Annotated in this window: 22 protein-coding genes, 1 tRNA gene and 1 pseudogene; 7 read left to right on the top strand and 17 right to left on the bottom strand. The window is 43.3% G+C overall.

Annotated elements, in window-relative coordinates; translation table 11 throughout:
• Positions 1-51 precede the first annotated feature (51 nt).
• Together HUX74_RS12210 and HUX74_RS12205 are read right to left on the bottom strand one after the other, a co-directional pair.
• Positions 52-348, bottom strand: coding sequence for a helix-turn-helix domain-containing protein (locus tag HUX74_RS12210; RefSeq protein ID WP_174646726.1), 297 nt, complete (start codon positions 346-348; stop codon positions 52-54).
• A 4-nt stretch (positions 349-352) separates the two neighbouring features.
• A complete protein-coding gene (locus tag HUX74_RS12205; protein ID WP_025815054.1) occupies positions 353-640 on the bottom strand; it encodes a helix-turn-helix domain-containing protein in 288 nt (95 codons plus the stop codon).
• Between the two features lie 339 nt (positions 641-979).
• On the opposite strand from HUX74_RS12205, the gene HUX74_RS12200 reads away from it, so the two are divergent.
• The 6 genes from HUX74_RS12200 (at position 980) to HUX74_RS12175 (ending at position 5971) form a co-directional block, all read left to right on the top strand.
• Positions 980-1288, top strand: coding sequence for a helix-turn-helix domain-containing protein (locus HUX74_RS12200; protein WP_007653821.1), 309 nt, complete (start codon positions 980-982; stop codon positions 1286-1288).
• Positions 1269-2501 carry a VapE domain-containing protein gene (locus tag HUX74_RS12195; RefSeq protein ID WP_117952102.1) on the top strand — a complete coding sequence of 411 codons (1233 nt, stop codon included), beginning with the start codon at positions 1269-1271 and terminating at the stop codon, positions 2499-2501. The genes HUX74_RS12200 and HUX74_RS12195 overlap by 20 nt, the downstream gene beginning before the upstream one ends.
• Before the next feature lie 309 nt (positions 2502-2810).
• Positions 2811-3812, top strand: a complete 1002-nt coding sequence (locus tag HUX74_RS12190; protein WP_174646725.1) for a toprim domain-containing protein — start codon at positions 2811-2813, stop codon at positions 3810-3812.
• A 156-nt stretch (positions 3813-3968) separates the two neighbouring features.
• Complete coding sequence (locus tag HUX74_RS12185) at positions 3969-4352, top strand: MobC family plasmid mobilization relaxosome protein (RefSeq protein ID WP_174646724.1); 384 nt, start codon at positions 3969-3971, stop codon at positions 4350-4352.
• Entirely contained in the window at positions 4318-5241 is a 924-nt protein-coding gene (locus tag HUX74_RS12180) for a relaxase/mobilization nuclease domain-containing protein (protein ID WP_174646723.1), read from the top strand. The genes HUX74_RS12185 and HUX74_RS12180 overlap by 35 nt, the downstream gene beginning before the upstream one ends.
• A 4-nt stretch (positions 5242-5245) precedes the next feature.
• Positions 5246-5971, top strand: coding sequence for a hypothetical protein (locus HUX74_RS12175; RefSeq protein WP_174646722.1), 726 nt, complete (start codon positions 5246-5248; stop codon positions 5969-5971).
• Positions 5972-6012: 41 nt separating this feature from the next.
• On the opposite strand, the gene HUX74_RS12170 is transcribed toward HUX74_RS12175, so the two are convergent.
• From HUX74_RS12170 to HUX74_RS12150, 5 genes are all read right to left on the bottom strand, one after another.
• Positions 6013-6345 carry a helix-turn-helix domain-containing protein gene (locus HUX74_RS12170; RefSeq protein WP_005645903.1) on the bottom strand — a complete coding sequence of 111 codons (333 nt, stop codon included), beginning with the start codon at positions 6343-6345 and terminating at the stop codon, positions 6013-6015.
• 130 nt (positions 6346-6475) lie between these two features.
• A complete protein-coding gene (locus HUX74_RS12165) occupies positions 6476-6895 on the bottom strand; it encodes an RteC domain-containing protein (RefSeq protein WP_174646721.1) in 420 nt (139 codons plus the stop codon).
• Entirely contained in the window at positions 6849-7088 is a 240-nt protein-coding gene (locus tag HUX74_RS12160) for a hypothetical protein (RefSeq protein ID WP_174646720.1), read from the bottom strand. The genes HUX74_RS12165 and HUX74_RS12160 overlap by 47 nt, the downstream gene beginning before the upstream one ends.
• 30 nt (positions 7089-7118) lie before the next feature.
• Positions 7119-8258 carry a GyrI-like domain-containing protein gene (locus tag HUX74_RS12155; RefSeq protein ID WP_174646719.1) on the bottom strand — a complete coding sequence of 380 codons (1140 nt, stop codon included), beginning with the start codon at positions 8256-8258 and terminating at the stop codon, positions 7119-7121.
• Positions 8259-8265: 7 nt separating this feature from the next.
• Positions 8266-8859 (bottom strand): type 1 glutamine amidotransferase family protein, encoded by a 594-nt coding sequence (locus HUX74_RS12150; RefSeq protein ID WP_174646718.1) that lies wholly within the window; start codon positions 8857-8859, stop codon positions 8266-8268.
• A gap of 459 nt (positions 8860-9318) precedes the next feature.
• On the opposite strand from HUX74_RS12150, the gene HUX74_RS12145 reads away from it, so the two are divergent.
• A tRNA-Pro gene (locus HUX74_RS12145) sits at positions 9319-9391 on the top strand.
• A gap of 72 nt (positions 9392-9463) precedes the next feature.
• Here the strand turns inward: HUX74_RS12145 and HUX74_RS12140 are convergent.
• From HUX74_RS12140 to HUX74_RS12095, 10 genes and pseudogenes are all read right to left on the bottom strand, one after another.
• Positions 9464-11125 carry an IS1182 family transposase gene (locus HUX74_RS12140; RefSeq protein ID WP_174646717.1) on the bottom strand — a complete coding sequence of 554 codons (1662 nt, stop codon included), beginning with the start codon at positions 11123-11125 and terminating at the stop codon, positions 9464-9466.
• A gap of 185 nt (positions 11126-11310) precedes the next feature.
• Positions 11311-12229, bottom strand: a pseudogene (locus HUX74_RS12135) (transposase).
• A 58-nt stretch (positions 12230-12287) separates the two neighbouring features.
• Positions 12288-12629, bottom strand: a complete 342-nt coding sequence (locus tag HUX74_RS12130; protein WP_174646716.1) for a hypothetical protein — start codon at positions 12627-12629, stop codon at positions 12288-12290.
• Positions 12630-12683: 54 nt separating this feature from the next.
• Entirely contained in the window at positions 12684-13595 is a 912-nt protein-coding gene (locus HUX74_RS12125; RefSeq protein ID WP_174646715.1) for an AraC family transcriptional regulator, read from the bottom strand.
• Between the two features lie 122 nt (positions 13596-13717).
• Entirely contained in the window at positions 13718-14872 is a 1155-nt protein-coding gene (gene fucO / locus HUX74_RS12120; protein ID WP_174646714.1) for a lactaldehyde reductase, read from the bottom strand.
• Between the two features lie 25 nt (positions 14873-14897).
• Positions 14898-15707 (bottom strand): rhamnulose-1-phosphate aldolase, encoded by an 810-nt coding sequence (rhaD, locus tag HUX74_RS12115; RefSeq protein ID WP_005825102.1) that lies wholly within the window; start codon positions 15705-15707, stop codon positions 14898-14900.
• A 47-nt stretch (positions 15708-15754) separates the two neighbouring features.
• Entirely contained in the window at positions 15755-16765 is a 1011-nt protein-coding gene (gene rhaT, locus HUX74_RS12110) for an L-rhamnose/proton symporter RhaT (RefSeq protein ID WP_087332225.1), read from the bottom strand.
• A gap of 22 nt (positions 16766-16787) precedes the next feature.
• Positions 16788-18041, bottom strand: a complete 1254-nt coding sequence (locus HUX74_RS12105; RefSeq protein WP_005834780.1) for an L-rhamnose isomerase — start codon at positions 18039-18041, stop codon at positions 16788-16790.
• Between the two features lie 41 nt (positions 18042-18082).
• Positions 18083-19555 carry a rhamnulokinase family protein gene (locus HUX74_RS12100; protein WP_174646713.1) on the bottom strand — a complete coding sequence of 491 codons (1473 nt, stop codon included), beginning with the start codon at positions 19553-19555 and terminating at the stop codon, positions 18083-18085.
• Between the two features lie 117 nt (positions 19556-19672).
• The gene (locus HUX74_RS12095) at positions 19673-22846 is read right to left on the bottom strand and encodes a glycosyl hydrolase (RefSeq protein ID WP_174646712.1); all 3174 of its coding nucleotides are present in this window, start codon (positions 22844-22846) and stop codon (positions 19673-19675) included.
• Positions 22847-22954: the final 108 nt, after the last annotated feature.

Here is a 22954-nt window from a genome sequence, read left to right as displayed (position 1 = left end):
CTGTTAACTTTGTAAAACTTGCAAAAAAAAATAAGTAACAAATAAAGGCTACTATTTCAGTAGCCTTTTATTTATATAATAATCTTCCAATAAACTTTCAATCTCGCTTTCCCGATAGATGATTTTTCCCGGAAGCTGCACGTACCCCAGCAGCCCCGTATCCCTGTAATCCTGCAACGTCCGTTTGCTGATGCAAAGCCGCCTGCATACTTCCTCGCCCGTCAGGTAGTGTTCACCGTTCAATACCGGGCGATAGTTCATTACCACGTACTCCACGTTTTCCAGCATCCTGTCGAGGGAGGAAAACAGTACCAGCGTGGTTTCGGAATCTTTCGTTATCAAATCCATACGCCTACTTTTTAGAATTGTCCCTTACTTGGTCGAGCAGAAAGGCTTCCACGTCCGAAGCCTTGTAGTAAATCTTATTGTTAATCTGCGAGTAAGGCAGTTTTCCCGTATCACGGTAAGTCTGCATCGTCCGGGCTGAAACGTTCAGCAAACGGCAAGTCTCGCAGTTATCCAGCCACTTGTCACGCTTCCTGCGTAAAGGCACGCAGAGCGCATCCACACGACCCACAAAATTTTCAAACCTCTGTTTCCATAGTTCAAAGGTTTTCTTTTCAATCGTCACTATTTCCATAACCGATATATTTATTCTTGTCAATACTCCGTTTTTCTTCACTGGTGCAAATATATAAGGCTGAATGACAGGTTGTTTCTTCCTGTCCGCAAATGACCTTGCGTGTCCGAAAATGTCCACCGCCAACCCAACAACAACACGAAAGAAATGAACCGATAACAAAAAACCTGTTTTTTCTCCACTCCCTAAATAAGTAAGGTAATGAACACAAAGCCGTTTTCCATTTGCCGACATTAATTTGGTACAGAGCGAAGCAAAGCGATTCCAAATGGCTGACGCTTTGTTTTTTACCGATTTTTCTTATTTTATTTGTGGTGCTAATTCAAAAAACAAGCACCTATGAACAATCCTTTCGAAGAAATTTTCAAACGGCTGGAGAACATCGAAAAGATGATTGCCCCGGTCATGGGCGCACAGCCCGAAGAACGGCAGGACGGAAAAGAGCCTGTGTTAGTCAAAATATCCGTTGCCAGCGGCATAACCGGGTATTCGGTCAATTACCTGTATCATTTAGCCAGCAAGGGGATGATACCGTGTGTCAAGCGTGGGCGTACCCTGCGTTTCGACATGGAGGAACTCAAAAAGTGGATGCAGCAGCAGTATGTCCCGGCTTCTAACAGACTTCCCGATGAAAAAGAAAAGAAGTGATGAAACACGGCATATCGAGGGCTGGCAGTCAAAGAACGAGCGCATCGAAAGCCTGTTGAACGTCCTGTATGATTTCCGGTTCAACACCGTAAAGAGCCGGACGGAATACCGGGCTGCGGGTTCTTCGGACTTGTACCAGCCCGTTACAAAATTCGCCCTGAACACTTTCAGGCGCAGGCTGGACGCAACGGCTGACATTGCCACCTCGACCGACAACATACGCATGATACTGGAAAGCGACTTCGCAAGAAAGGCTCACCCCATACAGGAGTATTTCAACGCCCTGCCCTTACTGAATCCTGCCGAACACGGGCATATCGGCAGGCTTCTGAACACGGTACAGGTAGCCAACCCCGGCAAATGGGAGGAATATTTCACGAAATGGCTTATCGGTGTGGTAGCCAACGCGATGAACGACACAGGGTGTCAGAACCATACTTGTTTGGTGCTGACCGGGGACAGGCAGGGGCAGTTCAAATCGTGGTGGCTGGACAACCTTTGCCCGACACCACTTAAGAACTACCTGTTCACCGGGAAGATAGACCCGCAGGGCAAAGACATCCTGACACTGATAGCCGAATACCTGTTCATCAACATTGACGACCAGCTAAAGGAACTCAACAAGCAGAACGAGAACGCATTGAAGAACCTTATCACCACCCCGGCGGTGAAGTACCGCAGACCGTATGATATTTACATAGAGGAATACCCCCACCTCGCCAGCTTCATGGCTTCGGTGAACGGCAACGAGTTCCTGACCGACCCGACAGGCAGCAGGCGTTTTTTGCCGTTCGAGGTGCTGCACATAGACAAGCCCACGGCAGAAAGTATTCACATGGATAACGTCTATTCCGAAATTATGTACCTGTACCGTCAGGGCGTGCGCTACTGGTTCAATGATGCGGAGATTGAAGAACTGCACCTGACAAATGCGGAATTTGAGGTACAGACAATCGAGTTTGAGATGCTGACACAATACTTTGAGAAGCCGACAGAGGAGGAAGAAGCCCTGTTCTTCATGACAACGGCACAGGTACTCGCATACCTGCGTAATATATCCCCCGTCCAGCTATCCGAAAAAAGGCTGGGCGAATCATTGCGGAAAATCGGTTTCAAGCGGGTACAGAAGCGCATCAACAACAACCATTATCCGGTATATGGGTACAGGATAAAGCCCGTTCCGGCTTCCCGTACAGGGGATGATTACGGGTAGAACCGGAATGTAGTAGCTTCTACATATTGTTTGATACATACATAACAATTTAATAAACAATAGTTTACCAATTATGTAGTATGAAGTAAGATAGAATCCCAAACTTTTGGAAAATCCGGGAAAAAGAAAAAACGGCAATATAATATATAGAATATATTTATTCCTTTTTTAAAGGATAAATAATTACTATGTTACTACATGTACTACAATCCATTGAAAAAGAAAAAGATAGATGTAGTAGTGTCCCGTGCTTCTTCTTACTCGCTTCTTGCTTCATTATTACTATCGTTAACTAAAAAAATAAAGATTATGACCTACAAGGAAGCCAACAATATCAGTATCAAGGATTACCTGAACTCTTTGGGAATCCAGCCCGTCACGGAAAAAGGAAGTTACGGGATGTACCGCAGCCCCTTACGGGAGGACAACACACCGAGTTTCAAGGTGGATTATAACGCCAATCTATGGTGTGACTACGGAACTGGCGAGGGAGGGACGCTCATCGACCTTGTGATGAAGCAGAACGGGTGCAACGCCTACGGTGCTATCTGCCGACTGGAGCAGGGCGACACTACCTCTTTTTCCTTTCACGGGAAAGACCTGCCCGAAAGGGACACGAAAAGGCAGGCAGGCAGCCCGATAGAGATACGCAGAATACAGCCGTTACAGAATCCGGCACTCATGCGCTACTTGCAGGAAAGGGGGATTTCCCCCGGAACGGCAGCCCCATACGTGCAGGAAATGTATTACCGCATCGGTGGGAAGCCTTATTTTGCGCTGGCGTTCAAAAATGATTCAGGAGGTTACGAGCTTCGCAATCCCCGTTTCAAGGGCAGCACATCGAAAGACATCACCCACATAAGGCAAAAGGGAGAGCCGAGAGATACCTGTTTCGTGTTCGAGGGCTTTATGGATTTCCTCTCATTCCTCACTATCCGGCAACAGAAAAGTCCGGGTATGCCCTGTACCGACTGGCAGGACTACGTTATCCTGAACTCCACCGCCAACGTAGATAAAGCCTTATATCCGCTGGCTGATTACGGGCATATACACTGTATGCTTGACAATGACGAGGCAGGCAGGAAAGCGGTTGAAGCCATAAGGCAGGAATACAAATGGCGTGTACGTGACGCATCACACCTGTACAGCGGTCACAATGACCTGAACGACTATCTGCGTGGGATAAAGGCAAGCCAGCCGGAAAAGCGGGGCTTTGAAAGCAGGATGAAGCAGCCCGGCAACATATCCCAGCCGAAGCCGGGCAACAGACAAAATCCGGGTGAAAAAAGAAAGAGAGGGCTAAGGATGTGACCTGCACGGCTGGCGGCATGAACCGACGGCAGGCTGTGTGATTAGGGAGAGCAAGGTTATGTTTCGGTAAACCGAAACACCTTGCTTTGCTTGACAGCAAAGAAAATTTCTCCCGTTGGTCGCAATTTTTAAGATACCACCTAAAAGCAAAAACGTATGACAGGGATAAGAAACAAACCGGGAGGTCGCCCGGCAAAAAGCCGGATAGACAAGCAGAACCGGGTAGTCAGCACGAAGCTGACCGAGTTACAGTTCTACGCAATCAGGAAGCGAGCCACCGAAGCCGGGCTGCGTGTCAGCGAGTACGTCCGGCAGGCGGTCGTTTCGGCAGAGGTGATGCCCCGGCTGAACAGGCAGGATGCGGACACTATCCGCAAGCTGGCGGGCGAAGCCAACAACATCAACCAGCTGGCGCACCGGGCGAATGCCGGAGGGTTCGCACTGGTAGCGGTGGAACTGGTGAAACTCAAGAACAGGATTGTCGAAATCATAAACCAACTGTCGGATGATTGGAAAAATAAGAAAGGGAAACGGATTTAAAGGCTGCGTGAACTATGTACTCGGCAAGGAACAGGCTGTCTTGCTTTATGCGGAGGGAGTGTTAGCCGAAAGCAACCGGGACATCATACGCAGTTTCATACTGCAAGCCGGTATGAACCCCGACCTGAAAAAGCCTGTCGGACATATTGCGCTAAGCTATTCCCCGGTGGACGCACCCAAGCTGACAGACGGGAAAATGATACAGCTTGCGCAGGAGTACATGCGTGAAATGAAAATCACTGATACGCAGTACATCATCGTGCGCCACCAAGACCGGGAACATCCACACGTGCATATCGTGTTCAACCGCATAGACAACAACGGCAAGACCATTTCGGACAGGAACGATATGTACCGCAACGAGCAGGTATGCAAGAAGCTGAAAGCCAAACACGGGCTTTATTTCGCTAAAGGCAAGGAATATGTAAAGCAGCACCGTTTAAGAGAGCCGGACAAATCCAAATACGAGATTTACAACGCTATAAAGAATGAAATCGGGAAATCAAGGAACTGGCAGCAGTTACAAACCCGGCTGGCAGAAAAAGGTATCGGGATTCATTTCAAGTACAGGGGACAGACTGGCGAAGTGCAGGGCGTATCCTTTTCCAAAGGTGAATACACGTTCAAGGGTTCGGAGATAGACCGCAGTTTCAGTTTCTCCAAGCTGGATAAATGTTTCGGGGATGCGGAGCTGAACACTACCGAAAGCAACCGACAGACGGTTTCCGCACCTGTTCAGGAGCCAGCGCAGACACCGGGCAAAGCCGACAGTCCGCTACTGGCAGGCTTAGGCGGTCTGTTCTCCGCCCCGTCCTCTCCGGCTGATGAAACGTCCGACAATCCCGGTGAAAGAAAAAAGAAGAAAAAGAAACGACACTTAAAATTATAGGAACATGGAAAATAACTTAATTTTGGAGGGGCTTCTCTCCATGGTTACGGAACTGAAAGAACGGCAGGAGAAGCAGGTAACGCCAGCCAGCCGGGAGGAAACGATTAACCGACTGGACGTTATCGAACAGCGCATTTCGGAAATGCAAGGTAAATCCGGCATTACTGAAAACATGGTGCAGGAGATTCTAAACCAAATCGGCAGTATCGGAAAAGGGCAGTCCGAGAACCAAAAACAAGACCTTGAAGATATAAAGGGGCTTATCGTGACCTCGCACCGATATTTCAAGGAGCGGTTAAAAGTGTTGTTCCCGGCTGATGATACACCGACCGGAGAAACAACGCCCGTTTCATGGCATGACAAACTGATATACCGGGTAACTCCCTACCTGAAGCCCAAGTTCTTTCTTCTTTCAGCAGGTTTTATTATCTGTATCGCTTCGCTAATCTTGAATATTCGTTTCACGGAACGGATGCAGCGGTTACAGGACAATGATATAAAATACCGCTATATCCTGATGAAAGGAAAGGCAGACGGCAGCAGCCTTGATTTGCTGGAAACGAAGTTCAGCCGGGAACGGGACAACGCTTTCATCCGAAGCCTGACCGATTCGGTGAAAGGCTTTGAATACCGCAGCAGGAAGCAGGCGGAAGCGTTGGAACGGGCAAAGCTGTTGAACGAACAAGCCGAGCAGCTAAGGGAGGAAGCCGACAAGTTGGGCAAGCCATAAGCCAAAGCAAAGCCGGAGCAGAACCGCCCCGGCTTTCTAATTCACTTCTTTTTCTTCGTGCAGTGTTCTTTCTCGAACTGGCGCAGCGTGGTAACGCTGAACCGTTCCTTAATGAACTCCCGGACATCGGAAGCCTTGTAATATACTTTTCCGCTGATTGTGAAGTACGGCAGCGCACCGATAGCCCGGTAGCGTTGCAGGGTCTTGATACTTACTTTGAACAGCAGGCACAAATCCTGATTATCCAGCAGGTTGTCATCTTCGGGCAACACCCTGTCGGCATTGCGCAGTACCCGTACATCCTTGCAGAGTTCTTCCAGTTTGGCGTACAGCTTCTGCATCCATACGCTGAAATCGTCATTATCTATATACATGATTGCTTCATTTTTCTGATTATACATTATGGTCTGTCAATCGATTGATGAAGCAAAGTTCAGAAAACAGACGCAAAGAAATTACGGGGGAACTAATGGAATCCCCTATAAATAAATCATAAGTCACTGATTATCTATACCCTTTCTTGTCATGTTCCTTTTTGATAAGTTCTACCAATCCATTAAGAAACCCGGTCAGTTTGCCCGGCTTTCGTTTTATCACGTCCTCATGTTTTTGGTAACAGTCGCCTATCCTGATGTTGAACAGCCATTCAAAAGCTTTCGCCAAGTCCACCAAGTAGGCGGGCTTACCGTTCTGATACACGATGTCTTTGGAGAGGAACAGACCGCTTACCATTTCCATGATGTTGATAAGGGTTGTCTTGTCTGCGAGATAGAGAGGGGAAAGGGCTTGTTTGTTGGTACGTTGCTGTAGCTGTTCCGGGTATTTGATGCGCCATTCGATAAGGCGTATTTCGGTGTTTAAAATTCCTATCGCTTCATCAATTAAGTGCAAATAGGGCATTTTTTTCTTGCTCAAACCGCACACGGTACGATTTAAGACGATGCAAGCCAAAGGAGAAATAACGCAGTAATACGCTATAATCCTGCTCGTTGATGTTAAAATTGGCTACGTGGGTAGCCAATTCATTGATAGCTTCTGTTAAATCATCTACAGAAACTTCACGTTGTGAGTATTCCGACAATAAACGGAAAAATCTCTGTTGCAATAAGTTTTTCATTTTTAATAAATAAATTATCATCACATAATTTTATTCAATTGGTATATATATTTCTGTTATTAAATCATTTTCATTATACATATTGGGACTATTTAGATATTTCTCAAAACGTACAATATCTCGCAATTTATAATTAGAATTAGGTAACCAATAACGATAAATATTACAGTATATATAATTCAAATCTATATGTGAGCCTTTATGTGTAAACACTGCATATAAACCACCATCTATTGTTTTTCTTGTGAATATACCGTAAGATTTGAGTTGTTCTATATCATTATTATGAATACAGGCATAAATACGATATTTTTCAGGAAGTGTTAAAGGATATACATCAAAAAAAAGACTGATATATTCATTTTGGTTATCGGGAATACCATTCGCATGTGTAAATCCTACTATTTTATTCCAAGCATATCTAAATGCGTCTTTTCTCTCAAAAGGGTTTTCAACTTGTACACATAGAACATCTTTAGAAGGTATAGATACTATATGTGGAACTAAATTTAGATTTATTATGGGGCGTTTATCTCTGATTTTAAAAGAGATAGGGTGCTTTTTAAAGCATGTGGGAGAAACTCCGAATTTTTGTTTAAATATCTTTGATAAAGAATGCATACTTTGATATCCAACTTTTTCGGCAATTTCAGACAGTGTATAAGATGTCGCTTGTAATAAGAAACCAGCCTTTTCTATTCTTAGCCTTTGAATATATTCTAAAGGTGACTCATTCAAGATAGCTTTAAAAATTCTGTAAAAATGGAATTCGGAAATATGACACAACTTTGCCAACTCTTGAATATTTATTGGCTTTGATAGATGTTTGTCAATATATTCCAATGTTGTATAAATTGCTTTGTGATATTCTAAGTGAATTTTATCTGATTTCCATCTATCAAGTTGTTGTAATCTAACTGCTTCTGACAAAGCTATCTCATCCAATGAAAGTGTGTGAAAATCATTTATCTTTAAATGCTTTCCATGATTTGTTTTTGCCAAATATTCTGCGTACTCTATCAGAGTTATATCTTTTGTATATTTGCCTTTCTGATAACAAAAGCAACAATAATTTTGATTAATACTTAAATCAAAATTTGTTCCAAAATGTTGATGTGCAACCATTGGCATACCACAACTTTGGCATATCACAGATTTGCCTTTTTTCATACAGGATTTAAATTTTATATAATCCTAATTTATTGAAAAGATATTCATTCTCAATATCTTCTTTTGATTTAGCTCCTAATTTCATTTGTATTTCTTTACAAAATTCAAGATAAGCAGTTCCATTTGCCGTTATAATATTATTATCACAAACAGCTTGTTGGGCTACATAATTATTCTTATTTGTATAGTTATTTCCTGCTTTATCCTGCAAATATTCCAGCGTATTACTCGTATGTTTTACATTGTTTAAAAAACCATTTTGCCCCAAAAAGATAGTAGCATTACATATACCCGCAACAAGAATTTTATTATCCAAAGCCTTTTGTACTATTGGAACAAGTAATTTTGCTTGTTCTGAAAACCAACCCAATCCACCAACCAAAATAAGTGCCTCGTATTGATTGGGTATTTCTGTTATATCATAATCCGGCAAAGATTTGAAACCACCCATTGAGATAATAGGCGAATGTATAATTGAAGCTGTTTTTATAACATACTTCTTTTTACCGTTTTCTTCTAATTGATTAAGAGAGGAAGCTACGAAGGCGTATTCCCAATCTGCATATTGAGGCAATATAATGAAAATAATTTCTTTTTCCATGATTATTATTTTTTAATGCAAAATTAATGCTAATCAAAAAAAGACTTGTTGTCCATTCCTGCTATTTTCACTGTGCTGTATGAAAATAGGTCGCAGAAAAGTAAAGCAGATTAGAAAATTTTACTTGTATCTATTATCATTGCTATCATCACACAATATTCCAACAAGTGACTGTTATTCAATAAAATGTATCACTATTATCGTTTCGTATAAGATTAATGTAGCATTTGAAAATATATTAAATGCTAAAAAAATGTCTTGGAGATATTGATAATTACAAATAAATATCTACCTTTGCACGCAGAAATCGAACCTAAGACACGAAATTGTGTTGAAAGGTGCAAAGTTGTGAAAACCTTATTCAAGGGACTAACATCGTAATAAAGATATAACTTATTGAGGAATAGTGCTATACAAACCGATTTTCGGTTGCTGGTGGCACCACTTTTCAAAAACAATCGGAATGTAGCGCAGTTGGTAGCGCACTACGTTCGGGACGTAGGGGTCGGGCGTTCGAGTCGCCTCATTCCGACAGAAAAGAGGTTGTGTCAAAACGTTGGCACAACCTCTTTTATATTTTAAGTTCTGCTATATTTTCTTTTGGCTATGCTACTTTTTCCTCATGCATTTGGCAGCAAGTTGCTATATTCCAATTATATCGGGTTATAAATAGTCCCATAAACAAATATTTGGCAACTGTAATGAGCCCCTTTCCTTCTTTTATCAGTTTAGCACACATTTTTTTGATATTAAAGGCTATAGCAAAGAAAGCAAAGTCCATTGTAACCTTGTCTTCTCCCACATGCCGGAATCTTCTGTATGCCATGTTGTATTTCATTTGTCCAAACACAGCTTCTGGTTCTATACACCTCCTGCCTCTATGCTTGATACCTTCTTCTGAGAGCAACCTTTCCCGTGCCTGCCGTTTGTATTGATTTAATCGGTGGTTGACTTCTATAATACGGTTCCCCCGAGCTTTAAAACAACTGCCACGCAAAGGGCAACCTTCGCATCTTTTTGCTTTATACCGGGCACTTTCGGTGATGTATCCGCTCGCTGTCTTGTCACGTTTGGTTCCTATACGGTTCATGTGCTGTCCCATAGGACAAACGTAATAATCCTCTTGGGCATTGTAATGGAGACTTTCGGCATGGAACGGGTTGGGAGTATAACGGGGACGCTGTTCTTTATGGAAGTAATTGTACTTGATGAAGGCTTCTATCCCATTCTCCTGCATGAACCGGTAATTTTCTTCCGAACCGTAACCGGAGTCTGCCACGCAGATATTCGGTAAACGGTTATAGCGGTACTGGAAAGAGTGGAAAAAAGGTATGAGGGTCAGTGTATCGGTAGGGTTGGGAAACAGACGGAAGTCTGTGATAAATTGGTTTTCAGTACCTATTTGCAGATTATATCCGGGTTTGGTCTGCCCGTTCTTCATGGCATCTTCTTTCATGCGCATGAATGTGGCACCAGGATCGGTCTTGGAATAGGAGTTACGTTCTCCAAGGGTATCAAGGTGATTGTCATATTCTATCAGCTTGTCACGATACCCTTCAAGTTCCCTGACCTGCTTCTTCTTTTTGCGCAGGGCTTTCTTTTCTTCCTTATCCTTTGTTGCAGGCTGGCGTTCCAGGGCTTCTTTAAGTTCATCCACTATGTCAGAGAGCCTGCAGGAAGTAAACTCCACGGATGTGTCTTTTATAGAGTTCTCCTGTGCAATGGTTTCATCCACCTGCTCCAAGAGAATACGGATTTTATCCATTAGTCTCGTACGGTTCCGTTCGACTGTCTTGCGCCAGACAAAAGTATATTTGTTGGCTTTGGATTCAATCTTGGTGCCGTCAATATACTCCACATCAAGGCTGATGAAACCTTTATCGGCAAGGACAAAAATCAACTGGGTAAATACATTATTTATTTCCTCCTTTACACGGTTACGAAAACGGTTGATCGTGATAAAATCCGGATGCTCATTACCGGCAAGCCAAATATAATGAATGTCACGAAGGAGGTGCTTCTCTATTTTACGGCAAGAATAATAATTATTCATGTAGGCGTAGATTATCACCTTAAGCATCATTTTAGGATGATAAGGACAACGGCCCGTTTCCTTATAAAGCTTCTTGAAACTCTCAAGATTGAGGTTGTCAATAACAGCATTCACGATGCGGACCGGGTCGTTCGCAGCTATGTTTTCATCAATTCTTTGTGGAAAAAGAACGGTTTGGTTGGGAATGTAAGGACGAAAATGTAACTTTGCCATAACGAAAAACTTTATGCCTAAAGATACGAAAACTTTGGGTAATAACAAAGCCCGGGCTTGAGAAAGTCTGGGCTTTGCGCATAAAAAAAGGCTGTGTCAGCATTTTGACACAACCTCTTTTTTTATTTTATTCCTCCTCTCCTCCGGTTTCCCGGGTCAACGTAACAATCTGAGGGTTTTTATATTTAAGCATATAATTTACAAGTCTATATAAGAAAAAAGCTCTATCTCTTACTCTTCTGAACTGTTCTCTAAATGCTTTGATTTTAGCATTGAATGACTCTGTTGCGGCATTGGTTGTCCTCCTTTCAAAAAAATTGATTATATTCAGATAATGTGTTTGTATAGAACGTGCGACCCTTCCAAAGGTGAGGAACCCTGATTTATCTACCTCATCATACCACCTTGCCAGCCTTGTCAAAGCAATATCCTTAAACTTACACTGATGATAGATTAAGCCTAACCGCATAGACAGATAATATCCTTTCTTTATATCGGGATATTCCTTGAAAAGAATTTCAGCTCGTATTTTTTGAGACTGAGTCCATAAGGATTCCTTCTTGTAAAGCAGATAAATGCTTCTCGCTAACAACTGCTTTCTTGTATCTCCATTAACGAAAACAGGTGCATGATACATCTTTCCACAGGCCTTTGCATAAGCAATCTGAGTGGACTCTTCATCCAAAGCCTCCCAGCGAGCTTTTACACGCATCTCCTGCACCGCTCATAAGCTAACTTCTGTACGTGAAAGCGATCGGTAACACGTTTGGCCGCAGGAAAGCAGATGCGGGCAATCTGCTCCATGTTAGGAGCCATATCCAAAGTAATCTCGCGCACTTGGTAACGGCGGCGACGGGATAGCTTAAGCAGGACAGAAGTGACCGTATGAACGTCCGTACCTTTAATGATAGCAATCATACTACCTTTACCACCGTGAGCTTCTTTATTGATCAGTACAGTATAGAGTTCTCCACGCGAGAGGGCTACCCCATCAATACAGATATAAGCACCGATATTCTTTTCGGATAGTAGCCAATCCTCTGCATGAACAAGTTGGTCCCAATGGAGATAACCACTTAGATGGTTACGGTATTGACGCTCCAATAAATCTCCGTCAACTCCATATAAAACACCTAAGAGCTTGCAACTGATCGGATAGCTATCAATATAGTTCTTTTAAAAAAGGCGCAAAATCTTGCGTCATACGAGTACCTTCAGCCACCATACGCCAGTTACGAGAGATATACTCATTATGCTTCTTTAAGAGCCAGCGACGACGACGAATATTAAGGAAGACCTTCTTGCCACGAAGAGGGAAATCCTGAACAATAACAGGATCATAAAAGCCTTTACTCTCAGTATCCTGATCTGTATACTTCTCAGGAACGATATTTTTTTCCTCAAGGTAGATCACAACTTCATTTACGCTTTCCTTCACATCAACAAGATCAAAGTACTCTAAAGTGCCTTCAGGAAGAAGAAGGCGATAACCGTTTAACTCCATAAGCTATGAATTTGGAGACAAAGATAATAACTTATAAATTTACCCCTCAGGTTTTTACATTGACCCGGTTTCCCGACCATAAGAGCGATACTCCAATGGAGTGAACCCCGTACGTTTCTTAAACGAGGAGAAGAAATGCTCGGTAGACTTATAGTCGAGCATAAAAGAGATTTCTTTCACCGATAAAGAAGTACCCACCAGCAACTGCTTAGCTTTACGCAACTTCAGCTCTTGGAAATATTTTGCAGGAGCATAGCCGGTATAATCCTTAAATACTTTGCGAAACCAGGAATAACTGATATTCAACTTCATCGCCAGTTCTTCCGGGTCAACATCCTTGAATACATTCTCGTTCATGATGATTTTAGCCTGCTCTATTTTCTGATCGACATCACCCACTTCGAAAATCTTGTTTTTAGAGATGGACAATATCATCCCTATCATATGTAGCACAATACCGGCAAGATATTGCTGGGAAGAAATCTTATCAGCTTCCGCAATTTCCAAAGCGCGAGAGAAAAGTGAAACGAGCTCTTCATTCAACCCCACCTCCAACACTTGATTCTCTTTCGATAGAAAACCACCTTTCACCATATCATCAATCACAGCTCCCTCGAAACCAATATAATATTCATTCCAACCCGTCTGCACATAAGGATAATATGTATGCCACTGACCAGGAAACAGCACCATCAGTCGTCCTTTGCACACTTGCTTCTCTGGCGTGGTCTCCGAGGAGAACACCCCCCTCCCTTTAGTAATATAGACCAACTGGTACTCGCGCAGAATCCGTCCTTTCTGCGCATTGAAAAAATAACCGGTAGGATGATCCTTCAACGGATAAGGAGAATTAGGCTGGATAGACTGAAAGCCCACAGTATTTACCCAAAGACCATATTTCTGGTCCATGTCATTTACAATAAGGTACTTAAACTCTACTCCTAAATCATTATAATTTTTAGTCATAACACGTGCCTTCCATAATAGCTCCGAAACAAAAATAGAGATTATTTATGAAAAATCCCGTCCGCAGCGAATATTATTCATCACGGACGGGAATAGACATGTAACCTAAAATAGCGCTTGCCTTAAAAAGCTTTATGATACAGAGCTTCTATATCTTCCACAGATGTAGGTCTCGGATTGCCACCGGTGCAGACATCATTAAAAGCATCGATAGCCAATTGATGCAAATCCTCTTCCCTAACATTGATTTCACGCAACCGCTGTGGAATGCCAATACTTAAAGACAATTTCCGGACAGCAGCAATAGCAGCACATATACCTTCTTCCACGCTCATACCTTCCGTATTGACTCCCATCGCCTTCGCAATATGGACATATTTAGGAGCAGCCGGGGACGCTGCATTATACTCCATTACGTAAGGAAGAAGCAATGCGTTGGCCACCCCATGCGGAGTGTCATAATGGGCACCCAAAGGATGGGCCATGGAATGAACGATGCCCAGACCGACATTGCTGAACCCCATACCGGCAATGTATTGCGCTTGAGACATGGCCTCGCGGGCAACCGGATCGCTGCCATTGTCTACGGCAGCTTTCAAATGGACAGCAATCATTTCAATGGCTTTCAGTTCGAACATATCCGACATAGCCCATGCACCCGGCGTTATATAGCTTTCTATGGCATGAGTCAGTGCATCCATACCGGTTGCAGCAGTCAATCCTTTCGGCATGGAATACATCAGCTCCGGGTCAACAATAGCTACTGCCGGAATATCATTAGGGTCTACACAAACCATCTTTTTTTTGACCTCTTCGTCAATGATAACATAATTGATGGTCACCTCAGCAGCAGTTCCCGCCGTAGTAGGTAAAGCAAAAGTAGGGACAGCCTTTTGACGAGTATCCGCCACACCTTCCAGAGACTTCACATCTGCAAAATCCGGATTATTCACAACAATACCAATACCTTTTGCCGTATCAATGGAAGAGCCGCCACCCAAAGCCACGATAAAATCGGCACCGGATACCTTGAAAGCAGCCACACCATTCTGTACATTGGTAATGGTAGGATTGGCCTTCACATCACTGAAGAGCTCATAAGGTATACTGTTCTTCTCGAAAACTTCAATCACTTTATCAGCCACCTTGAAACGGATCAAATCTCTGTCCGTTACAAAGAAAGCCTTTTTGAAACCTCTGCGGGCAGCCTCCACGGCAATCGTTTCGCGACAGCCGGCACCGAAATAAGAGGTCTCATTCAATATCATTCTATACATAATTACACACTATCTGTTAAAACAATTATTTGGGCAAATTAAACGCTACGGACATTTCCTTCATTTGAAGCTGGCTCATACCATCCGGTTCAAAACCCATATTTTTGGCAGCGATATAAATAAGGGCGGATTTATTGAGTACATCCACCTGGTCGAAAGCAGCCATCACATCCACATCCACAGCAAACACACCATGTTTCTCCCACATCACTACATCATAGTCATCCAGTTCGCGGATGGTAGCCTCAGCCAATTCTACCGAACTGGGAAGTTGATAAGGGATGATGCCCAAACCGCGGGGACAGAAAGCCTTTGTTTCCGGTATCATACTCCAAAGCAGGTTCGAAGCTACATCTTTTTCCAGAAACTTCTTGTTGTGAGTCATGGCTACCAGCTCAATAGGATGCGTATGCACCGAAGCTTTATAGGGAGACCCTTTCGCTATCAGATTGTTGTGTACACTAAGATGGGAAGGAAGTTCCGATGTAGGCTGTACAGACTGGTCGGCTATAATGACATAGCTGGCACAGTCATCCAGAATGCGGATGACCGAACCGTTCTCCATCGGCCAACGGGCCAAATCGCGCATACGCTTGTTGGTGCCTTTGCAATAAAAATAGCAGTCTTTCAAATAAGGTAAAGTAGCACCGATTGATTTCACCTCACTAATGGCGGGCATAGCCTTGATTTCATCGTCTACAAACTCAGTGATGTTGACCGTAATATTGCCCCCATTACGTTCTGCCCAACCTTTCTGCCAGAGATAACCAGCCACCTCAGCCACCTTATTAACTTCCGCAGCCAGCGCCGGACGATTTTCTAGAATTGATTTCATATATGCAGATATATTTTAGTTTTATATTCAAAGATAGGTATTTAAACTTACCCCAGCAACTGTGGCAGGAAAGAAGAAATTATCAAGACTGCCAAGCCTATGACAAGCACTGTAATTGTCTTGGGTGTACACCCTTTCCATTCCTTCAAAAGGATACCCCAAACATTGGAGAACGTTACGTTCAACGACATCAGGATGCACCACGAGAATGTGAGCAATACCGGAGAGTCAGCAAGGAATCCCTTACCCAAGCTAAGACCAAAGAACTGGCTGTACCACAACACACCGGCCAAAGCACAAAACAAGACATTGTTTACATAAAGGGATTTCTTGCCATAATCGCCCCAACTTTTGTTCCTGGAATTCTGATAGAAACAATAGACGGCATTCGTAATGAAACCACCCAGTGTCACCATCAATGTAGCAGGCAGTGTCTTGAATATATCCGCACTTTCAGCAAAACAGAGTTTCTCTCCAAAACCCAATCCTATACTGAAACACGCACTCATAAATCCAGCAAGAAGGGCTACAATAATACCTTTAGTAAAATTGAAATCCTTTACGGCCTTCTTCTTCTCTTCTTCGCTCAGGCTGGCAGACTTCATGCTACCGGCCAGACCGATAATGCCAATACCTACCAACGTGACCACTACACCAACAATAACCGATGTTGTCAAATCTCCTGCCTTACCAGTAAATACCGGAGTCAATATCGTTCCCAATCCGGCACAAGTACCCAAAGCGATAGACTGCCCAAGAGCTACGCCCAAATAGCGCATAGACAAACCAAACGTCAGTCCCCCCACTCCCCATAAAGCTCCGAAGAACATAGTCCAAAGCGTATCCGCAGGATTGTTTGCATAAATCTCGAACAGCGAATTGCCGGCAGGTACTGCCAGCAACGCGCCCAAGAACGGAAAAACCAGCCAAGCGAAAACACCTTGTACAATCCAATACGACTCCCAGCTCCACTCCTTGATGCGGTTAATGGGTACATAGCAACTGGATTGGCAGAATGCTCCGATGGCAATAATCAATAACCCTAATATTATTTCCATTTCTGTCAGTTACAAGGGTTTCCTATCCTCTTTTAGAGGTTACATTAACTTCATACTTCTCTATTTCAGCGATGAACTCCTCACCTACCGGAACATTGTTTTTCAGACAGAACATGTCCCAAACAGCGTTCCAAGGCAAAGCCTTAGCCTCTTCGAGTAAAGCAAGGCGCTGGAAACCTTGACCGGTGGCCTCATATTCGCGAAGCTTTGCCAATGGTTCTAGTAACGCACGCAACATGCATTTCTGCGCCGCACGGGTACCGATTACATAAGCACCGATACGGTTGATGGAAGCATCAAAATAATCAAGACCAATGTGTACACGGTCCAGTGCATCGCAACGGACAATTTCTTGGAAAAGTTCAAGAGTGGGGTCATCCATGATAGTTACATGGTCAGAATCCCAACGTACCGGACGGCTTACGTGGAGCATCAGCTCAGGGACAAAGAGCAACATGGAAGACACCTTGTCTGCAGCACTTTCCGTAGGATGGAAGTGCCCGGTATCAATGGTAATAAGTTTCTGATGCTGTACACTATAGCCCATACAGAATTCATTGGAGCCTACTGTATAACTCTCTAAACCTATGCCAAACACCTTCGATTCAAGGCAGTCCTTCATATGCTTGTATTCCGTAGCAAAAATACGGTCGAGAGAATCTTTGAAAAGCACACGATACTTCATACGGTTTACAGTGATATCCTTGCTACCATCATGCACCCAAAGATTCATGATGCAGGGATCTCCCTGGCGGCGCCCCATTTCTTCGGCAATGGCACGACAACGTTTAGTATGTTCGACCCAAAAGTCACGGATACCTTGGTCCGGATGAGCCAGAGAAAGATTACCGCTCTTCGGATGAGAGAAAGAAGTGGAATTAAAATCCAATTTTATACCATTCTCGGCTGCCCATTGCATCCAGCTTTCGAAATGTTTCACCTCTACCTGATCGCGATCTACGAAGGTACCGCCAAAGTCACCGTAAATCTCATGCAAATTCAAACGGTGCTTACCGGGGATATAAGAAGCAGCTTTCAAAATATCGGAACGCAGTTCTTCCATATTACGGGCTTTACCGGGATAGTTTCCTGTTGTCTGGATACCACCGGTCAATGAGCCGGCAGATTCGAATCCCTGAACATCATCGGCCTGCCAACAATGCATGGAGATAGACACTTTCTGAAGTTGCTCCATTACTTTTTCTACATCCAATCCGAGAGCTGCGTAACGCTCTTTAGCAATTTCATACGCTTTGTTTATCAATTCTTCTTTCATGATACGTGATTTGATTATGAGTTATAAGTTATTGGTAATCATTATCCATTATAATTAGTCATCGTCAATTGCTTGAAGTGCAGGTAAGCGGTATTCCAATCCTCCATATCCTGCGGATAGAAAGTCTTTAATGGTATGGAACGGTTGATGAGCTGTCTCATGGAAGCAATGTTTCTAGCTGCTCCGGCAGCCAATGCCTGAACCATAACGTTACCGATAGCAGTAGCTTCGGAAGGTCCGGCAATCACGGGAATACCGACAGCATTGGCTGTCCACTGGTTAAGCAGTTCGTTACGGCTACCGCCACCGATAACATGTAAAGCCTCCACCGGACGTGGTGAAAGATTTCGCAGGCTATCCAGCACCTGACGGTATCTCAAAGCAAGACTCTCAAAGATACAGCGTACTATCTGTCCATGTGTCATGGGAATAGGCTGACGATAATCGGAACAATAGGTCTTGATGGCTTGCTCCATATTCGCCGGATTGGTAAACAAAGCATCATCCGGATTAATTAGACTACGGAATGGTTCACAAGTACCAGCCTCAACGATGAGTTCGGAATAAGGGATTTCCCCCCATTCGGTACGGCAACGTTCAAGCAGCCACATACCACAAATATTTTTTAACAAACGAATGGTTCCTTCCACACCGCCTTCATTCGTAAAATTCAAGGATTCTGTTTCAGCAGTAATGACTGGAGCATCCGTCTCCACTCCCATCAGAGACCAAGTACCACTACTTAGATAAGCAAAATTACGGTCCATGGCAGGTACGGCAGCAACAGCAGAAGCCGTATCATGCCCGGCAACAGCTATCACGGGGACAGCGCCAAGTCCGGTTATTCGTTGTACTTCCTCCGTCAAGCCCCCTATTTTTTCACCAGAATAGACAAAACGCCCGAAATGAGCTTGTGTCAGTCCAATCTCCAGCAGCAAGGCATCCTCCAGCCTGCGGGTATTGGCATTTACCAACTGTGCCGTACTGGCAATAGTATACTCCGTTACCATCTGACCGGTCAACATATAGCTCAAAGCATCAGGCATAAACAGCAATTTATCTGCAGCTGCCAATGCACTGTCATGATTACGGCGTAATGTATCAAGTTGGAACAAGGAGTTGAAATTCATCACCTGAATGCCCGTCCATCCATACACATGGCTACGAGGTATACGTGTGAAGAACGCTTCCGGAGCACCCATCGTATGAGGATCACGATAGGAATACGGCTGGCGAAGAAATCCCCCATCCTTACCTACACAGACAAAATCTACTCCCCAAGTGTCGATACCGATGGAAGTTATTTCTACACCTTTACGGGCAGCAATTCTCAGCCCTTCAATAATATGACGGTAAAGTTCATAAATATCCCAGTAAAAATGTCTGCCTGTTTCAATCAGATGATTTGGAAAACGGTTTACTTCCTCCATTTCCAAACCATTTGAAGTAAAAGTTCCCAGAATTGTGCGACCACTGGTAGCCCCCAAGTCGACCGCAAAAAAGCATTGTTTCATGGTAATTAGTTTTAGTTGCTATTCAACGATACAAAAATAGGAGATTATCCCCTTACTTTTTATACAGTTTTTGATTGAAAAGGTGTCAGATTTGGCAATTTATTATAAAAAGAAGAATCAACGATGCACCGGAAAAGTTTCTATTTCCAATGACACCGGTCCCATCAATCCCGACGGTTGCAAAGAATCAGCAATAGTCCAGTTATTAACAGGTATCCAAGTAGTCCGTTCAGATTCAGGCAAACGACTATCACCAATCAAACGATTTTGCCAAGTAGTAACCAGTTCGATCTCTAAATGATTCTTACCGGGTTTCACCAAATCCGTCACTTCAACTCGATAAGGTGGTGTCCAAACTCCTCCAGCATACTGACCGTTTACCTTTACCTTCGCCATTACACCGACACGATTTAAGTTTAGATAGATATAACCTTCAGGCTTGGCAATGAGGGAGAAGTTCGTTTCATATACAATGGTTCCGGAATAATAACGTATAGTATCCTCTGCGCTTTTACTCAAATCCTCCAATACATTATACGTTTGTATCTTTTTGGGACCTCGCAGAGTATCACAGAAAGTCAACTTCCAAGGTTGGTCAATCTGGAAAAGAATTTGTGGATTTGGAAAATTTTGTACCAGCGATTCGCCAGCTGGTTCATCACCAGATTTACGGAACACAATAAATGCACTCTCATAAGGATAGAGTTTTAATGGAACGACTGTTCCGGTTTCTGTCTGCCAATAAGCCGGTAAAGAACGAATTTTTCCATTAATGGCATTCCATAATTCCGGTTGCTTCCGTTGTACACGAAATTCCGGACAGACTGTTACCTCCTTATTTTCTTGATTAGAGATGAAATAAATCTCCGTTTGCTCCATTGTTCTATGCCCGTACAGCAATTGTACATCTTCTGGAAACTTACAATCCGGTACACAATGGATAGCAGCCAAAGCTTCGTTCATATCCATATTCACCATTAAAAGCCCTTTCCCTATACGAGCCATCTTTTTCCGGTTACCATCTAGCCCATTCCAAAGTTCAGCAGCCAAAGCCTTCACTTGTTTATCTGCCTCTCCATAATTTTGTCCACTAGGTGAGCGTTCAGGAGCAGGTCCTAAAACGACAGCCCCATCATATAATAATTCTTTGATCTTTGACAATAACTCCGGTCGCATAGTTTTAAGTTGTGGTAATACCAATATACGGTATTGCGTACCATGAGGCAAGGTCAACAAACCATCTTTCACAAACAAGTCACGCTCAATCACCTCAGCATTAATATAGTCAAATTGAAAACCTTTAGGTAATGCAGGTTCAGTAATTCCTGTCATTTTAGGAGTATCTTCACCGATAAAATAGGCTACATCTGCCACATTTAACCCTTGCTGTAACATATAGTTTACCCGTTTCAGGTAAGAAGTAAACAAATCCAATTGGGAGTACCATGTATTCAAACGGTTAAATTCACTACTGAAAAAAGCATTGATCCCCGGAACCCGTTCATCAGACGGTTGAGAAATATATACATGTAACAACGTATTATTAATACCTTCCGTAAAGAAACGATCCCCCCTCTGTTTCATCGTAGCAGGATAGCATTCAAACGGACGGCCACCACTTGTAAAAGACTCAGCAGATATCTTATTCTTCCCATAAATATGCCCACAAGAGGAAGCAGCCCGGTTCTCAATATTGCCTAACTCACCAAAGCTCCAGAATTCACCACCAATTTCATCAGACTGCCCACCATATTGTAAGAATTCACCAGGGAATCCCCAATGCCCATAATTTTCAAGCCATGTCCGTAACCCGTATTTATGACTGATATCACGCAATCCGCCTACATAATCGTACGCTATACGGTCGGCTACCAAGCGACGCATATCCCATAAGAAGCGGTCCGTACGATCCCTACTTTCCACTACATATCCTTCATAAGCGGGTAAAAATGGTAATGCGTCATAACCATAACGCTGACGGAATGACTCCAGGAAGTCATCGGTAAAATTTTGTCCTCCGGTCTCATAACTATCTTGTACCACAATCTTCCAACTCCTACGGTCAGCCTCTGGAATACGGCGGCAAATTTCCCCCATCAATGCCTCAAAATGTGCTGCTACATGTTTGCGACTCATTTTATCAGTCTCCAAACCGGTAGCTTCCGGATCTGCCGGACTGTTTTTAACCCCAGTAGGACGCATTCCCATACGCATAACAACCCAATCTCCTGCAGGAACATCCCATTCCAGATTATCACCAGTCAAAAATGAAGATATATCTAATACTCGGTTTGGGTCAACAGCCAACGAAGCATCATCCAACGCCGGCTGTTCCCGCCATTGATATTCATGCCAATAAGGAAGAGGTGTCTGATACATTTTAGCCAGTAACTTCTCTGGATAATGTTCCACTAATGGCTGTGACAACAACTCTATATTTTCCAGTTCATAACCTTCCGCTTTCTGATCCAACTCCAATCTGAAGTTTCTGCCCACTGTAGCAGGAACAGAAACCACGACCGGAGCATAAGGTTCGAAACCAACGTTCAAAGCTGTATTAAAACGGGAAATCTGAAACTTCGCCAACTCACGGTACTCGTTTCCGTCCTTCACCGATAAATATGCATTAGTCTGAATAGCCTTAGTGGATGGATATATCCGGATACTTCGTAGTGTAAAATCTTCAGTTGCCAAGAAATCTACAACGGTAGTGTCACCAGATGTCTTGGGGAAAACGACTTTACCGGAAGACAGAACAGTCTTTTCTTTAGTAGCTGGAAATGCTATGACTTTAACATCTTGGAAATCATCGGCAGGCTTTTTCAATGTTAAATAGACTTTCTGTCCACCTGATACCTGGCAACTGACAGAAGTAAGATACCTCATTGCCTGCTCTGGCTTCACCCAAGGACCACCGGATTGACTCCATCCCGGAGAATTGAAAATACCGATTTCAATACCTAACTCCGTAGCTGTTTTTAAAGCTATATGCAACACCTTCCACCATTCCTCACTTCCAAACGTAACCTTAGGATAAGGTGACCTCATGAATTCATCTCCTATACAACCTATGAAAGCACGATTAATTCCGGCTTGTTTCATGGCATATAAATCTTTCACGACTCCTTCTTCTGAAATATTTCCGGCTATCCAATACCAGTAAACAGACGTCTGAATTTGCTCTGGCGGAGTCTTGAAATTTACCTCCAGTATATCCGATGCTTGTTTACATCCCACAAATACAAGGGACAAGAATAAACCGAGTACAATCTTACGATACAATTCTTCCATATTTACCTTTTTTGATATTGCATGATAATTAGTATTAGTCACTGTCTTATTGAATAAAGGTAGGGAATTTACGCCCTACCTTTTGTATGTTTTGTGTGGAAAAGCATT

It is taken from the genome of Bacteroides sp. Marseille-P8574 (assembly GCF_902825465.1).
Taxonomy (GTDB): Bacteria; Bacteroidota; Bacteroidia; order Bacteroidales; family Bacteroidaceae; genus Bacteroides; species Bacteroides uniformis.
Note: the sequence above shows the minus strand (reverse complement) of the source record. Positions and strands in the feature narration are given on the sequence as shown.

Coding starts and splice junctions, on each gene's coding strand:
- HUX74_RS12210 (WP_174646726.1), bottom strand. CDS start 348: ATGGATTTGATAACGAAAGATTCCGAAACCACGCTGGTACTGTTTTCC.
- HUX74_RS12205 (WP_025815054.1), bottom strand. CDS start 640: ATGGAAATAGTGACGATTGAAAAGAAAACCTTTGAACTATGGAAACAG.
- HUX74_RS12200 (WP_007653821.1), top strand. CDS start 980: ATGAACAATCCTTTCGAAGAAATTTTCAAACGGCTGGAGAACATCGAA.
- HUX74_RS12195 (WP_117952102.1), top strand. CDS start 1,269: ATGAAAAAGAAAAGAAGTGATGAAACACGGCATATCGAGGGCTGGCAG.
- HUX74_RS12190 (WP_174646725.1), top strand. CDS start 2,811: ATGACCTACAAGGAAGCCAACAATATCAGTATCAAGGATTACCTGAAC.
- HUX74_RS12185 (WP_174646724.1), top strand. CDS start 3,969: ATGACAGGGATAAGAAACAAACCGGGAGGTCGCCCGGCAAAAAGCCGG.
- HUX74_RS12180 (WP_174646723.1), top strand. CDS start 4,318: ATGATTGGAAAAATAAGAAAGGGAAACGGATTTAAAGGCTGCGTGAAC.
- HUX74_RS12175 (WP_174646722.1), top strand. CDS start 5,246: ATGGAAAATAACTTAATTTTGGAGGGGCTTCTCTCCATGGTTACGGAA.
- HUX74_RS12170 (WP_005645903.1), bottom strand. CDS start 6,345: ATGTATATAGATAATGACGATTTCAGCGTATGGATGCAGAAGCTGTAC.
- HUX74_RS12160 (WP_174646720.1), bottom strand. CDS start 7,088: ATGAAAAACTTATTGCAACAGAGATTTTTCCGTTTATTGTCGGAATAC.
- HUX74_RS12155 (WP_174646719.1), bottom strand. CDS start 8,258: ATGAAAAAAGGCAAATCTGTGATATGCCAAAGTTGTGGTATGCCAATG.
- HUX74_RS12150 (WP_174646718.1), bottom strand. CDS start 8,859: ATGGAAAAAGAAATTATTTTCATTATATTGCCTCAATATGCAGATTGG.
- HUX74_RS12140 (WP_174646717.1), bottom strand. CDS start 11,125: ATGGCAAAGTTACATTTTCGTCCTTACATTCCCAACCAAACCGTTCTT.
- HUX74_RS12130 (WP_174646716.1), bottom strand. CDS start 12,629: ATGGAGTTAAACGGTTATCGCCTTCTTCTTCCTGAAGGCACTTTAGAG.
- HUX74_RS12125 (WP_174646715.1), bottom strand. CDS start 13,595: ATGACTAAAAATTATAATGATTTAGGAGTAGAGTTTAAGTACCTTATT.
- fucO (WP_174646714.1), bottom strand. CDS start 14,872: ATGTATAGAATGATATTGAATGAGACCTCTTATTTCGGTGCCGGCTGT.
- rhaD (WP_005825102.1), bottom strand. CDS start 15,707: ATGAAATCAATTCTAGAAAATCGTCCGGCGCTGGCTGCGGAAGTTAAT.
- rhaT (WP_087332225.1), bottom strand. CDS start 16,765: ATGGAAATAATATTAGGGTTATTGATTATTGCCATCGGAGCATTCTGC.
- HUX74_RS12105 (WP_005834780.1), bottom strand. CDS start 18,041: ATGAAAGAAGAATTGATAAACAAAGCGTATGAAATTGCTAAAGAGCGT.
- HUX74_RS12100 (WP_174646713.1), bottom strand. CDS start 19,555: ATGAAACAATGCTTTTTTGCGGTCGACTTGGGGGCTACCAGTGGTCGC.
- HUX74_RS12095 (WP_174646712.1), bottom strand. CDS start 22,846: ATGGAAGAATTGTATCGTAAGATTGTACTCGGTTTATTCTTGTCCCTT.